This window comes from Reyranella sp. (genome assembly GCF_017305915.1).
GTDB lineage: Bacteria > Pseudomonadota > Alphaproteobacteria > Reyranellales > Reyranellaceae > Reyranella.
On the sequence record NZ_JAFKJN010000023.1, the window covers coordinates 100490 to 115183 of the forward strand.

12 protein-coding genes are annotated in these 14694 nt (G+C 67.5%); 9 read left to right on the forward strand and 3 right to left on the reverse strand.

Annotation, left to right across the window (positions count from 1 at the left end):
* The first annotated feature begins 44 nt into the window (after nt 1-44).
* The 9 genes from J0J01_RS22785 to J0J01_RS22825 all read left to right on the forward strand — a co-directional run bounded on the left by J0J01_RS22785 (nt 45) and on the right by J0J01_RS22825 (nt 11096).
* Nucleotides 45-779: a DUF1428 domain-containing protein gene (locus J0J01_RS22785; protein WP_296384875.1), complete on the forward strand. Its 735-nt coding sequence runs from the start codon at nt 45-47 to the stop codon at nt 777-779.
* 303 nt (nt 780-1082) lie between these two features.
* A complete protein-coding gene (locus J0J01_RS22790) occupies nt 1083-2627 on the forward strand; it encodes an ABC transporter substrate-binding protein (RefSeq protein WP_296384876.1) in 1545 nt (514 codons plus the stop codon).
* 19 nt (nt 2628-2646) lie between these two features.
* Nucleotides 2647-4206 (forward strand): ABC transporter substrate-binding protein, encoded by a 1560-nt coding sequence (locus J0J01_RS22795; protein WP_296384877.1) that lies wholly within the window; start codon nt 2647-2649, stop codon nt 4204-4206.
* 14 nt (nt 4207-4220) lie between these two features.
* Nucleotides 4221-5774: an ABC transporter substrate-binding protein gene (locus J0J01_RS22800; RefSeq protein WP_296384879.1), complete on the forward strand. Its 1554-nt coding sequence runs from the start codon at nt 4221-4223 to the stop codon at nt 5772-5774.
* Between the two features lie 8 nt (nt 5775-5782).
* On the forward strand, nt 5783-6703 hold the full coding sequence (locus J0J01_RS22805) for an ABC transporter permease (protein WP_296384881.1): 921 nt from the start codon (nt 5783-5785) through the stop codon (nt 6701-6703).
* A 3-nt stretch (nt 6704-6706) separates the two neighbouring features.
* Nucleotides 6707-7609 carry an ABC transporter permease gene (locus J0J01_RS22810; protein ID WP_296384885.1) on the forward strand — a complete coding sequence of 301 codons (903 nt, stop codon included), beginning with the start codon at nt 6707-6709 and terminating at the stop codon, nt 7607-7609.
* A 2-nt stretch (nt 7610-7611) separates the two neighbouring features.
* Nucleotides 7612-8613 (forward strand): ABC transporter ATP-binding protein, encoded by a 1002-nt coding sequence (locus J0J01_RS22815; RefSeq protein WP_296384886.1) that lies wholly within the window; start codon nt 7612-7614, stop codon nt 8611-8613.
* Nucleotides 8610-9572, forward strand: coding sequence for a dipeptide ABC transporter ATP-binding protein (locus J0J01_RS22820; protein ID WP_296384888.1), 963 nt, complete (start codon nt 8610-8612; stop codon nt 9570-9572). Before J0J01_RS22815 ends, J0J01_RS22820 begins: the two co-directional genes overlap by 4 nt.
* A gap of 3 nt (nt 9573-9575) precedes the next feature.
* Nucleotides 9576-11096, forward strand: coding sequence for an ABC transporter substrate-binding protein (locus tag J0J01_RS22825; RefSeq protein ID WP_296384890.1), 1521 nt, complete (start codon nt 9576-9578; stop codon nt 11094-11096).
* Nucleotides 11097-11366: 270 nt separating this feature from the next.
* On the opposite strand, the gene J0J01_RS22830 is transcribed toward J0J01_RS22825, so the two are convergent.
* From J0J01_RS22830 to J0J01_RS22840, 3 genes are read right to left on the reverse strand one after another with little or no spacing between them, the layout of a single operon-like run.
* On the reverse strand, nt 11367-11990 hold the full coding sequence (locus J0J01_RS22830; RefSeq protein ID WP_296384892.1) for a DsbA family protein: 624 nt from the start codon (nt 11988-11990) through the stop codon (nt 11367-11369).
* A 28-nt stretch (nt 11991-12018) separates the two neighbouring features.
* Nucleotides 12019-13236: an acyl-CoA dehydrogenase family protein gene (locus J0J01_RS22835; RefSeq protein WP_296384895.1), complete on the reverse strand. Its 1218-nt coding sequence runs from the start codon at nt 13234-13236 to the stop codon at nt 12019-12021.
* Between the two features lie 54 nt (nt 13237-13290).
* Nucleotides 13291-14661, reverse strand: coding sequence for an ABC transporter substrate-binding protein (locus J0J01_RS22840; protein ID WP_296384897.1), 1371 nt, complete (start codon nt 14659-14661; stop codon nt 13291-13293).
* Nucleotides 14662-14694: the final 33 nt, after the last annotated feature.

Consider the following 14694-nt stretch of genomic DNA (forward strand, 5'->3'; position numbering starts at 1 on the left):
AATTATGTTGATATCAACTCATATCGTCAAGGCAGGAGTGACTCATGGGTTACATCGAAGGCTTCGTCGTCGCCGTGCCGGCGGCCAACAAGGAGATCTATCGCCAGCATGCCGAGGGCGCGCTGAAGCTCTTCAAGGGGCTCGGCGTCACCCGCATGGTCGAGGCCTGGGGCGACGAGGTGCCGGACGGCAAGGTCACCGACTTCAAGGGCGCGGTGCAGGCCAAGTCCGACGAGGTCGTGCTGTTCTCGTGGGTCGAGTACCCGTCCAAGGCGGTGCGCGATGCCGCCAACGCCAAGATGATGGACGATCCGAACACGAAGGAGATGAGCAAGAACATGCCGTTCGACGGCCAGCGCATGATCTTCGCCGGCTTCGACGCCATGATCGACGACGGCCCCAATGACGGTGGGGGCGGCAAGCCCGGCTATGTCGACGGCACGCTGATGCCGGTGCCGATCGCCAACAAGGAAGCGTTCCGCGACTGGGCGGCCAAGATGGCGGCGCTGTTCCGGGAATATGGCGCCACCCGCGTGCTCGACGGTTGGGGTGACGACATCCCCGACGGCAAGGTCACCGACTTCAAGCGCGCCGTGAAGGCCAAGGACGACGAGACCGTGATCTACGGCTGGGTCGAATGGCCGTCCAAGGCGGTGCGCGACGCGGCGTGGGGCAAGCTGATGGCCGATCCGCGCATGCAGCCCGACAAGAGCCAGCCGCCCTTGTTCGACGGCCAGCGCATGGTCTACGGCGGCTTCACGCCTATCCTCGACGCCTGACACACCGCCCACGTTCGCAACTTTGATTCAGACCGGGTGACGGAATTTCGTTGCCCGGTCGCGGCCTTGCGCCTAACGTTGCCGGCAAGATCCCACGATGGGTCACCGTTCGCAGAAGCGGACGATAGAAACGGGAAGGTCACGGGTCGGGAGACGGAGTAGCGATCGCCTTAGATAAGGACCAGTAGCTCAGCTCAACGCTTACTCGCGCAACCGGGCGCACGACGTGCGCCGTCCGGAGTGGCGGAGTATTCTCCGCATGTATTGCGGCGCCCCCCGGATCGAGAGAGTCGGGAGTAGACCATGGCGCAGAGTACCGAGCTTACCCGCCGCACCTTGATGGCGCTTTCGGCGCTGGGACTCGCCGCGCCTCGCGCGGCATTCGCCGAGGCCCCCGGCGGTCAGTTGACCTGGGCCGTGCATATCTCGCTGGCGCCCACCTGGTTCGACCCGGCCGAGACGCCGGGCATGATCACGCCCTTCCTGCTGCTCTATGCGCTGCACGACGCGATGGTGAAGCCGATGCCCGGCAACGCCGCCGAGCCGTGCCTGGCCGAGGCCTGGAAGATGTCGTCGGACGGCCTCGGCTACCAGTTCACCGTGCGCCAGGGAGCGAAGTTCCACAACGGCGCGCCGGTGACGGCCGAGGACGTGAAGTTCTCCTTCGAGCGCTATCGCGGCACCTCGGCGGCGTTGATGAAGGAGCGCGTGGCTGCCGTCGAAACGCCCGACGAGCGCACCGTGCACTTCGTGCTGAAGAAACCATGGCCCGACTTCGTGACCTTCTATGCCTCGGCCAGCGGCGCCGGCTGGATCGTGCCCAGGAAATACGTCCAGGAGGTCGGCGAGGAGGGCTTCAAGAAGGCGCCTGTCGGGGCCGGCCCCTACAAGTTCGTCTCCTTCACGCCCGGCGTCGAGCTGGTGTTCGAGGCGTTCGACGGCTACTGGCGCAAGCCGCCGGCGGTGAAGCGGCTGGTGATGAAGGTGATTCCCGAGGAGGGGACGCGGCTGGCGGCGCTGAAGCGCGGCGAGGTCGACATCGCCTACTCGATCCGCGGCGAACTCGCCGAGGAGCTGCAGAAGACGCCGGGCCTGACGCTCAAGCCCGTGGTCATCCAGGGCACCTTCTGGCTGTACTTCCCCGACCAGTGGGAGCCCAAGTCGCCGTGGCACGACCAGCGCGTGCGCGAGGCGGCGCGGCTGGCGCTCGACTACAAGTCGATCTCCGAGGCGCTGACGCTCGGCCATTCGCCGGTCACCAACAACATCATCCCCGACAGCTTCGACTTCTACTGGAAGGCGCCGCCGCCGGTGTACGACCTCGCCAAGGCCAAGAAGCTGCTGGCCGACGCCGGCCATCGCAACGGCTTCGATGCCGGCGACTACTACTGCGATTCCTCCTACGCCAATTTAGCCGAGGCGGTGATCAACAACCTGCAGGAGGCCGGTATTCGCGTGAAGCTCAGGCCGCTCGAGCGCGCCGCCTTCTTCGCCGCCTACTCCGACAAGAAACTCAAGAACATCATCCAGGGCTCGTCGGGGGCGTTCGGCAACGCCGCGACCCGGCTCGAGACCTTCGCGGTCAAGGGCGGCGCCTACGCCTATGGCAACTATCCGGAGATCGACACGCTGTTCGCCGAGCAGGCAGTCGAGCTCGACAAGGACAAGCGCACGGCAATGCTGCACAAGATCCAGCAGATCCTGCACGAGCGCTCGGTCTATGCGCCGATCTGGCAGCTCGCCTTCCTCAACGGCCTGGGCAAGCGCGTGGCTGAATCCGGCCTCGGCCTGATCAAGGGCCATGCCTACTCCGCACCCTATGAGGACGTGACCCTCAAGAAGAGCTGAACAAGCAGGGAGTCCCCGCATGCGATCGTTCCCGCGCCAACATGACGCCACCCGTCGCGAGATGCTGGGCCTTGCCGCGCTCGGTGTCGTGGCCCTGGGAACGAAACCAGCCAGCGCCGGGTCGGACAACAAGATCGTCTACGCCGCGCACGTCTCGCTGGCGCCGACCTGGTTCGACCCGGCCGAGACGCCGGGTATCGTCACACCGTTCATGCTGCTCTACGCCCTGCATGACGGGCTGATGAAGCCGATGCCGGGCAAGCCGGCCGACCCGTGCCTCGCCGAATCCTATGCGCCCTCCGCCGACGGCATGACCCACACCTTCGTGCTGCGCGCCGGTGCCAAGTTCCACAACGGCGCGCCGGTGACGGCCGAGGACGTGAAGTTCTCGTTCGAGCGCTATCGCGGCAACGCGGCGGGCTTCATCAAAGAGCACGTCGCAGCGGTCGAGACGCCCGATCCGCGCAAGGTCGTGTTCCGGCTGAAACAGGCGTGGCCCGATTTCCTGCTCTACTATTCCAGCGTCACCGGCGCCGGCTGGATCGTCCCGAAGAAATACGTCGAGAGCGTCGGCGAGGACGGCTTCAAGAAGGCGCCGATCGGGGCCGGCCCCTACAAGTTCGTGTCCTTCACGCCCGGCGTCGAGCTGGTGATGGAGGCGTTCGACGCTTACTGGCGCAAGACGCCGACCGTGAAGAAACTGATCTGGAAGGTGATCCCCGACGAGGCCACCCGGCTGGCGGCCCTGAAGCGGGGCGAGGTCGACATCGCCTACTCGATCCGCGGCGAGCTGGCCGAGGAGCTGCAGCGCACGCCTGGCCTGACGCTGAGGCCAGTGGTGATCAACTCGCCGTTCTGGGTCTATTTCGCCGACCAGTGGGACCCGAAATCGCCGTGGTCCAACGAGAAGGTGCGAAAGGCGGTGACCCTTGCTCTCGACCGGGACGGCATCAACCAGGCGCTGACCCTGGGCCATTCGCTGATCACCGGCAGCATCGTGCCCAAGGCCTACGAAGGCTACTGGCAGCCGCCGAAGATCCCGTACGACCCGGCCGCAGCCAAGAAGCTTCTGGCGGAAGCCGGCTTCAAGAACGGCTTCGACGGCGGCGAGTACTTCTGCGATGGGTCCTATTCCAATCTTGGCGAGGCGGCGATCAACAGCCTCACGGAGATCGGCATCAGGATGCGGCTGCGGCCGATGGAACGCGCCGCTTTCACCAAGGAGTACGGTGAGAAGAAATACCGCAACCTGATCCAGGGCGGCAGCGGTGCCTTCGGCAATGCCGCGACCCGCATGGAGACCTTCGTCGTCAAGGGCGGCACCTACGTCTACGGCAGCTATCCCGACATCGACGACTTGTTCGCCCAACAGGCGCAGACTGCCGACAACGCCAAGCGTACCGAGCTGCTGCACCGCATGCAGCAGCTCGTGCACGAGCGCACGGTCTACGCTCCGATCTTCCAGCTCGGTTTCCTCAACGGCCAGGGCCGCAGGGTCGAGGAAGCGGCGTTCAACCTGATCGCCGGTCATCCCTACTCGGCGCCCTACGAAGACGTCCGCCTGAAGGGCGGCGCCTAGCAGGGCACACGACCATGGCGACGCCCTCTCCCGGCCCCACGCGTCGCGGCGTTCTCGGCTTCTCCGCCGCCGCCGCGCTGGGCATCGTGCCGGACACGGCTCGGGCAGCGCCGGACGGGCAGATCACCATAGCCTCGCATGTCTCGCTGGCGCCGACCTGGTTCGATCCGGCGGAAACTGCCGGCATCATCACGCCTTTCATGATGCTGTACGCCCTGCACGACGCGATGATGAAGGCGATGCCGGGCAAGCCGATGGCGCCATGCCTCGCCGAGGCCTGGACCGTCGCGTCCGACGGGCTGAGCTACGCCTTCACCCTGCGCAAGGGCGTGCTGTTCCACAACGGTGAGCCGGTGACGGCAGATGACGTGAAGTTCTCGCTCGAGCGCTACCGCGGCGCCTCGGCCAAGACCTTGAAGGAGCGCGTGGCCTGCGTCGATGTCCACGATGCCGAGCGGCTCACGATCCGCCTCAACGTGCCGTGGCCGGACTTCCTGACCTTCTATGCCAGCGCCACCGGTGCGGGCTGGATCGTGCCCCGGAAACACGTCCAGCAGGTCCGCGAGGACGGCCACAAGAAGGCGCCGGTCGGCGCCGGGCCCTACAAGTTCGTCTCCTTCAACCCCGGCGTCGAGCTGGTGTGCGAGGCGTTCGAGGGCTACTGGCGCAAGCCGCCCGCGATCAAGCGGCTGGTCTTCAAGGTGGTGCCCGACGAGGCGACCCGGCTGGCGGCGCTGCAGCGCGGCGAGATCGACATCGCCTATTCGATCCGCGGCGAGCTGGCCGACGAGCTGACGCGCACGCCCGGGCTCTCGGTCAAGGCGGCGGTGGGATCGGCCACGTTCTGGCTGTACTTCGCCGACCAGTGGGATGCCCTGTCGCCGTGGCACGACCAGCGCGTGCGGCTGGCGACCGGCCTGGCGATCGACCACAAGACCATCAACCAGGCGCTGACACTCGGCCATTCGCACCTCACGAACAGCGTGTTCCCGGAGAATTTCGACTTCTACTGGCAGCCGCCCGCACCGGTGCACGATCCGGCCCGTGCCCGCAAGCTGCTGGCCGAGGCCGGCCACCCCCGCGGCTTCGAGGCGGGCGACTACTACTGCGACGCCTCCTACGCCAACATCGGCGAGGTCGTGATCAACAACCTGCGCGAGGTCGGCATCCGGATGAAGCTGCGGCCGCTCGAGCGTGCCGCCTTCTTCAAGGCCTACGCCGAGAAGAAGCTCAAGAACGTCGTGCAGGGCGCCTCGGGCGCGTTCGGCAACGCCGCGACCCGCGCCGAAGCCTTCGTGGTCAAGGGCGGCACCTATGTCCATGGCAGCTATCCGGACATCGACGCGGCGTTCGTCCAGCAGGCCGCGGAGACCGATCGCGCCAAGCGCGAGGCGATCCTGCACCGCCTGCAGCAGCTCGTGCACGACAAGGCGATCTTCGCGCCGATCTGGCAGCAGGCCTTCATCTCGGGCGTCGGCCCGCGGGTCGGCGAATCGGGGTTCGGGCTGATCGAGGGCTTCCCCTACACGGCGCCCTATGAAGACCTCACCCTCAAGGGCAAAGCGTAGGAGCGGCCATGAAGCAGTACATCCTCCGCCGCATCGGTTATTCGCTGCTGTCGCTGTTCCTGCTGTCGCTGACGATCTTCCTGTTCGTGCGCGTCACCGGCGATCCGGTCGCCCTGCTGACCGAGCCCGGCGCCAGCCAGGAGGACATCGAGGCGATGCACCGCCAGTTCGGCCTCGATCAGCCGCTGTGGGTGCAGTACTGGCACTTCGTCGCGAGCTTCATCACCGGCGACTTCGGCCAGTCCTTCTACTACCGCACGCCCGTCCTCGATCTCTACTTCCAGCGCCTGCCCAACTCGCTCCTGCTCGCGGCAGTGGCGATGGTCCTGTCGCTGGTGATCGGCATCCCGAGCGGCATCCTGGCGGCGGTGCGGGTCGACGGCTTCTGGGACAGCGCCGGCAAGCTGTTCGCGCTGCTCGGCCTGTCGCTGCCGCAGTTCTGGGTCGGGCTGGTGCTGATCCTGGTGTTCTCGGTGTCGCTCGGCTGGCTGCCCTCCTCCGGCTCCGGCACGGTCTGGCACCTGTTGATGCCGGCCTTCACCCTGGGCTGGTACTTCGCCGCCGCGCACATGCGGCTGACCCGCTCCTCGATGCTCGAGGTCCTGGGCTCGGAGTACATCAAGCTCGCACGCCTCAAGGGGCTGCCCGAGGCACTGGTGATCGGCAAGCACGCGCTCAAGAACGCGCTGATCCCGGTGATCACGCTGGCCGGCATCAACCTCGTCGTGATGATCAACGTCGCCGTGATCGTCGAGACGGTGTTCGCCTGGCCGGGCATCGGCCGGCTGCTCTACGAGGGCGTCACCTTCCGCGACTTCCCGGTCGTCCAGGCGGTGGTCGTGATCGGCGGCAGCATGATCATCCTGGTCAACCTGCTGATCGACATCCTCTACGCCCTGATCGACCCCCGCATCCGCCTGGAGAGCTGACAGATGACTGTCATCACCCCTCCCGAGACCACCATCGCCCCCGCGATCCGCACGCCGCGGCCCACCGCCTTCTGGCGCCTCAAGGGCTTCCCGCTGATCCCCGTCCTGATCCTGGTGTTCATTGCCCTGGTCGCGATCTTCGCCGACGTGCTGGCGCCCTATGATCCGACGATCGGCAGCCTGGCGCGCCGCTTCCGCCCGCCGTTCTGGCAGGAGGGCGGCAGCATGGCCTACCTGCTGGGCACCGACCATGTCGGGCGCGATGTGCTGTCCCGCCTGATCTACGGCGCCCGGGTGTCGATGGTCGTCGGCATCACCGCCGTGCTGGTCGCCGGCGGCATCGGCACCCTGCTCGGCATCCTGTCGGGCTATCTCGGCGGCTGGGCCGACCAGGTGGTGATGCGGCTCACCGACACCTGGCTCGCCCTGCCGGCGCTGACCTTCGCCATCTTCCTCGCCGCCATCGTCGGCCCCAGCGAGCTCAACATCATCCTGATCCTCGGCCTGGTCTACTGGACGCGCTACGCCCGCGTGATCCGCGGCGAGGTGCTGTCGCTGAAGCAGCGCGAGTTCGTGCGGCTCGCGATCGTCGCCGGCTGCTCCAGCCGCACCATCATGTGGCGCCACATCCTGCCCAACGTCATCAACTCCGCGGTCGTGCTCGCCACCCTGATGCTGGGCGTGGTGATCGTCACCGAGGCGTCGCTGTCCTTCCTCGGCGTCGGCGTGCCGCCGCCCAAGCCTGCCTGGGGCCTGATGATGGCCGACGGCAAGAAGGGCCTGCTGGTCGGGTATTGGTGGCTGACCGTGATGCCGGGCCTCTGCATCATGCTGATGGTCCTGTCGGCCAACCTGCTGGGCGACTGGCTCAGGGTGAAGCTCGACCCGCAACTGCGGCAGCTCTAGCCATGGCCGGGCAAACCCTGCTCTCGCTCGAGCACCTTTCGACCCACTACGTGTCGCAGCAGGGCACGCGGGTGGTGCGCGCCGTCGACGACGTGACGCTCGCCCTCGGCGCCGGCGAGACGCTGGGCATCGTGGGCGAATCGGGTTCGGGGAAAACCACGCTCGCCCTCACCATGATGCGCCTGCTGCCGCCGGCCGCCCACATCGTCAGCGGCCGCATGATGTTCGAGGGCGAGGACCTGCTGAAGAAATCCGACGAGGAGATGCGCCGGGTACGCGGCAAGCGCATCGCCATGATCCTGCAGGACCCGATGGCGTCGCTGAACCCCTTGTTCTCGATCGGCAACCAGGTCGCCGAGCCGATCCGCGTCCACGAGGGCGCCTCGCCGCGCACGGCCTGGCAGCGCGCCGTGCAGCTCCTGAAGTCGGTGCGCATCGCCTCGCCCGAGACCCGCGTCTCGCAGTTCCCGCACGAGATGTCGGGCGGCATGCGCCAGCGCATCGTCGGCGCCATCGGCATCTCCTGCGAGCCGCGCCTGCTGATCGCCGACGAGCCGACCACCAGCCTCGACCTCACCATCCAGGCGCAGTACCTCAACCTCTTGCGCGACCTGCAGCGCGAGCACGGGCTGGCGCTGATCTTCATCACCCACAATCTCGGCATCGTCGCCAAGATGTGCGACCAGCTCGCGGTGATGTATGCTGGCCGCGTCGTCGAGCAGGGGCCGGTGTCGCGCATCTTCAACGCGCCGACCCACCCGTATACCAAGGCGCTGCTCGGCTCGATCCCGCGCATGACCGACGGCGGCGAGCGGCTGACCGCGATCGAAGGCCAGCCGCCCGATCTCGCCAACCTGCCGGTCGGCTGCGCCTTCGCGCCGCGCTGCCCGTCGGTGATGACACGGTGCCGCGCCGAGGCACCGCCTGAGTTCAAGACTGAGCCCGGCCGCAGCGCGCGCTGCTGGCTCGCCGAACCCCTCGCGCTTCGGAGCAGCGCCGCATGACCGCTGTCCTGCAAGCCTGCGACCTCACTAAGCATTTCCGCGCCCGCCGCGGATTTTTCGGCGGCGACCGCGGCGTCGTGCGTGCGGTCGACGGCATCTCCTTCGCGATCGAGCCGGGTAAGACCCTGGGCGTGGTCGGCGAATCGGGCTGCGGCAAGACCACCACGGCCAAGCTGGTGCTCGGCCTGGAGGAGCCGAGTGGCGGCAGCATCCGGTTCGCCGGCCGCGACCTCGCCAGCCTCGACAAGGCGGGCCGCCGCGACTACCGACGCTCGGTCCAGGCGGTGTTCCAGGATCCCTACGCCTCGCTCAATCCGCGCATGCGGGTCAGCGCCATCATCGCTGAGCCGCTGGTCACCAACGAGACGGTCGAGCCGGCCGAGCTGCGCCGCCGGGTCGCCGAGCTGCTCGGCCTGGTCGGCCTGCCCGAGCGCTCGGCCGACCTCTTCCCGCACGAGTTCTCCGGCGGCCAGCGCCAGCGCATCGCGATCGCCCGCGCGCTGGTGCTGTCGCCGCGGCTGGTCGTGCTCGACGAGCCGGTGTCGGCGCTCGACGTTTCGATCCGCGCCCAGATCCTGAACCTGCTGCGCGACCTGCAGGATCGCCTCGGCCTCTCCTACCTGTTCATCGCCCACGACCTCGCCGCCGTCGCGCACATGAGCCACGAGATCGTGGTGATGTATCTCGGCAAGATCGTCGAGAGCGGCCGGGCGCGGACCATCGCGCGCGATGCCAAGCATCCCTACACCAAGGCGCTGTTCTCGGCCGCGCTGCCCAGCCATCCCGACGAGCGGCGCGAGGAAGTGCCTCTCTCGGGAGAGGTGCCGAGCCCAATCAACCCGCCGAGCGGCTGCCACTTCCATCCCCGCTGCCCGCACGCCACTGCGCGCTGCGCCCGCGAGGAGCCGCAGCTCGCCGAGGTCGAGGGCCGCCTGGTCGCCTGCCATCTCTTCGGGTAGCCCATGACACCGCTGCATCGCCTCCTGCTCGCCGTGCTGGTCGCCCTCGCCGCGTTTCCCGTGAGGGCCGAGCCGCCGTCCGGCCGCGCCACCATCGCCTGGCACGTGACGCTGTCGCCGAGCTGGTTCGATCCCTCGACCGCGCCGCCGCAGATCACGCCGTTCGGCATGCTCTATGCGATCCACGATGCGCTGGTGCGGCCGTATCCCGGCCACAAGATGGGCCCGAGTCTCGCCGAATCGTGGACGGAGAGCCCGGACGGCAAGACCTACGAATTCAAGCTGCGAGCCGGGCTCAAGTTCCACAACGGCGACCCGCTGACGACGGAGGACGTGAAGTTCAGCTTCGAGCGTTACAAGGGCGCCGGGGCGGCGACCCTGCATGAGCGCGTCGCCCAGGTCGAGATCGTCGAGCCGCTGGTCGTGCGCTTCCATCTCAAGGAGCCGTGGCCCGACTTCATGACGTTCTACGGCACGACCGCCACGGCCGCCGGCCTGGTCGTCCCGAAGAACTACCTTGCCCAGGTCGGCGACGACGGCTTCCGCAAGCATCCGATCGGCGCCGGCCCCTACAAGTTCGTGAGCCACAAGCCGGGCCTGGAGGTCGAGCTCGAGGCCTTTACCGGCTACTGGCGCCGCGTGCCCAACGTGAAGACGCTGATCATGAAGAGCGTTCCCGAAGCGACGACGCGCGCCGTGATGGTCAAGACCGGCGAAGCCGACATCTCCATCGTGCTCGACGGACCGGAGGCCGAGGACATCCAGAAAAACCCGCGCCTCAAGATCGTGTCGTCCAAGCACGCCTCGATCTTCTGGATCGAGTTTCCCGAGCAATGGGACCCCAAGTCGCCGTGGCACGACAAGCGGCTGCGCGAGGTGGTCAACCTGGCGCTCGATCGCCAGCGCATCAACGAGGCGGCGTGCCTGGGCTTCTGCCCGCCGGCCGGCGTGATCGTGCCGCGGGTCATGGACTTTGCGCTGCAGGTCGATCCACCGCCGTACGACCCGGCCAAGGCCAAGCAACTGCTCGCCGAGGCAGGCTATCCCAAGGGCATCGATGCCGGCGAGTTCGCCGCCATTCCCGGCTTCCCGACCGTGGCCGAGGCCGTGCTGAACGACCTGAATGCGGCCGGCATCCGGGTCCGCCTGCGCTCGATGGAGCGCGCCGCCTTCTACGCCGCCTGGCAGGACAAGAAGCTGCGCGGCCTGTTCATGACGGCGGCCGGCAACTCCGGCAACGCGGCGAGCCGCGTCGAGACCTTCATCCAGTCCAAAGGCGGTTACGCCTCCGGCGGCTATCCCGACATCGACGAGCTGTTCCGCCAGCAGGCGACGGAGCGCGACGTCGCCAGGCGCGAGGCGCTGCTGCACAATATCCAGCAGCTCACCATCGACCGGGTGATGTTCGCGCCGGTGATGGACCTGCGCACCCTGAACGGCATCGGGCCGCGCATCGCCAAGCACACGATCACCGACGTCTGGATGAGCCCGTTCCCGTCCTACGAGGACTTGGAGCTCAAATAGGGCGGCCTGCCATCGACTGCCGACCGCCGTGGCAGCGGTTCGTTGCAGGCAGGCCAGCGCTTTTCGCGCTTCCTGCCACACCGCCCGCAGCCCCGCCCGGCCGGTCCGACGCATCCTTTGTCGGCCCGAGTCGAGCGACCTTCCTTCGACAAGTAGCGCGCGCATCATGCGCGCGAATGGCCTCGATTTTTCGACCACTGAATCAGGCGTCGAATCGCCTGCCATTGCCCATAATGAGACTTGCGCACAAAGGCTTATATTATTCACAGGCTATTCGCGCTCGCGCCAGCGCGGCAGCTCGGCGCCACGCAATGCCGCCTCGAGCAGCGGCAGCCGGTCGTTGCCCCAGAACATGCGGCCGTCGAGGAAGAAGGTCGGCACGCCGAATGCGCCGCGCGCCTGCGCCTCGTCGATCAGTGCCGCGTGCCGCACACGCGTCGCCGGCGAGGCGAGATCGCGCCGGAACGCCGCCAAGTCGATTCCGAGCCGCGCCGGCAGCGCGGCGATCGCTGCCTCGTCGATTGCCGCGCCCTCGGCGAAGATCGTCGTGAACAGCGCCCGGCAGCACGGCACCAGCGCGCCCTGCCGCTCCGCCGCGAGGCAGGCCAGCGCCGGCACATCGGCCGTGACCTCGAACGAAGCGGGCTCGTGGAACGGGATGCCATAATGCGCCGCCCACGCCCTGGCGTCGTATTCGCGGTAGGCCCAGTCGTACGGCCCGATGCCATCCTTGCGGCGAAACGGATGGTCGCCGCGCCGGTCGATCAGAGCGCCTGACGCGATCGGCTTCCAGGCGAAGCGGCAGCCGTGCGCCGCTTCGAGGCGGTCGATCTGGCTCGCCGCAAGATAGGAATAGCGGCTGCCGAGGCCGAGATAGAAATCGACGGTCGTCATCGCCTGGGGCGTGTGCTCTCCCGGCCGGCTAGCGCAGCCGCGGGCCGGGGTCGAGGCCCAGGAAGGCGCGGCCGCCGATCGGATACCACTCCGGAGCGAGCGTCGCCGCCTGACCGACCACCTGCAGGTCGCGCCACACTTCGGCCAGACGACTCTCGGTCTTGAACGAGGTGCTTCCGCCGTGCCGGAACATCAGGTCCATCGCCTGGCGTGCGCAGTCGCCCGCATGCACCGCGGCGAGCCGGCAGCGGGCGCGCTGCTCGAGCGTGATCTCGCGGCCGTCGGCGAGCGTGTTCCACAGCTCGGCGATCATCGCGTTGCGATAGAGGCGTCCGGAATTGAGGATCGCATCGGCGCGCCCGACCGCGTCCTGCACCTGCGGATTGTCGCACAGCCTGCCCGTGCGGCCGCGCGGCGTCTTCTCGCCGGCAAGCTCGACGAGCGCGTTGATGCCGGCGCGCGCCAGCCCGGTGATCACCGCACATTGATGCGGCCCGACCCAGGCTTGTGCCGGCAGGGCGTAGGTGGTGCCCGGCCAATGCCCCCACTGGTTGTCGAGCGGCACGCCGGCATGGATCATCGTGCGCCGCTCCGGCAGGAAGAAATCCTTCACCGTCCAGTCGAAGCTGCCGGTGCCGCGCAGCCCGGTCACCTCCCAGCTGCCGGGAATGACCTCGACCTCGGCCCGCGGGAACACGCCGCGCCAGAACATGCCGCCGTCGGCGCGGCGGCGCGGCTCGCCGTCGTCGAGAATCTGGAAGCTGCCGAGCATCCAGGCGGCTTCGTGGCAACCGCTGCCGAAGGTCCAGCGCCCGCTGACGCGATAGCCGCCCGCGACCGGCACCGCCTGGCCGCCGCCCTGCACCGCGGTGCCGGCGATCACGGTGCGATGGCCCTTCGGATAGATCTCCTGCACGCCGTCCTCCGGCAGGCCGAGCGTCACCAGCGAGCCGACGCCGTTGTTGGCGACGTTCCAGCCGACCGAGCCCACGCCTTCGGCCAGGAGCTCGACGACGCGGATGTAGGTCAGCGGATCGGCCTGCAGGCCGCCGAGCGACCGCGGCAGCGTGAGGCGGTAGAAGCCCGCCGCGTGCATCTGCTCGACCAGCTCGGGCGACAGCCGCTGCTCGCGCTCGATCTCGTCCTGGTAGCGCCGCAATGCCGGCTTGAACGCGGCGGCCGCCTGGACCACCGGCTGGGCATCGATGTCGACCGGCAAACGGCGGCTTTCGACTACGTCCTGCATCGGCACCTCCTGTGGTCCGCCCCGGGTCGCGACGCGCGCGTGCCGATCAGGTTGTCACTTCTGATACTGCTCGAACAGCTGCTTGATCCGTTTGGCCGCTTCCTCGGTGGCTTGTTCCGGCGTCATGTTGCGTTGCGTGATATTGGCGGCCGCCTGCGGCCAGAGCTGCTCGGACAGCACGGCCGAATAGGCGGGGTTGAAGGACATCCACCACGGCACCGTCGGCTTGATCAGCCCCATATCCACGGCAACCGGGCGGTGCGGGTCCTTCGGGTCGGTCCAGTACGGATCGTTCTTCACGATGGAGGCCATCACCGGCAGATAGCGAGCGCGGGTTTCCTTCAGGTAGGCGTTGAGGTTCGCCGGCTGGATGAAGTCGCGCACCAACGCCTTGGCGGCGTCGACGTTCTTCGAGCCTTTCGGGATGATGGTGGGGGCAATCGCCAGCACGCTCGGCACCGGCTTGCCGTCATTGCCCAGCGGGCTGCCGCAGGTGATGATCTCCTTGTAGTAGAGATCGGGCCTGTCCATCTGCGCCGCGGCAATCGAGATGGTGGCGTTGGGCGTCATCACGATCTGCCGGGCGAAGAAGGCGTTGTTGTTGTCGACGTCGCCCCAGTTGATCGCGCCGGGCGGCACATAGCCCTTCTTGAACGGCGTCGTCAGCCGCTCCAGCGACGTGATCGCCGCCTTGCGCACGACGGGATCGTCGATGTTCAGCTTGCCGTCCGGCGTGACGATGCCGGCGCCGCCATAGCTGACCAGGAACTGGTGGAACAGATTGCCGGCATCCGCCTCCTTCGCCGCCATCGAAAAGCCGAGGCCGAAAATACGCTTGCCCTTGGAGCGCAGCTTGTCCTGCACGGTCTGGAAGAAATCGTGGAACCTGTCCTGCGTGCCCGGCATGTCGGTCGCGGCAAAGCCGGCGTCCTGCAGCAACGGGAGCCAGACCGAATTCAGCAGCGAGGAGGCTTTGGTCGGCACGCCGTAATACGAATATTTCTTCTGCTTGGCGTTATAGAGGCGGGCAGAGACCAGCGCGGTTTCCGTGAACTCGGCCTTCTGGGAGTCCACGACCTCGGAGACATCCTCGAGCTGATCGTTCCACGCCGCGCGCGGCACCAGGAAGCGGTCGCCGGTGACGGTGTGCACCACATCCGGCACGTCGCCCACCTGCATGCCGGCGATCAGCTTGGTGATCAGATCCGGCCCGTTCATGATCGTCAGATTGACCTTGGTGTTGTTGCGCTTTTCCCAGTCTGCCATCCAGGCAACCACGGCATCGTTCTCGGCCTTGTAGAAACCCTGGGTCCACCAGACCGTGAGTTCCCCGGCCGCCCTGGCGCGGCGCGGCATCACGCCGGTGCCTGCCGTGACCGCGGCGCCCGCGCCAACCAATGCCTGCCGCCGTGAAATGCGCTTCATCTTGTTTTCCTCCCTCGACGCAGTTGGGACCGC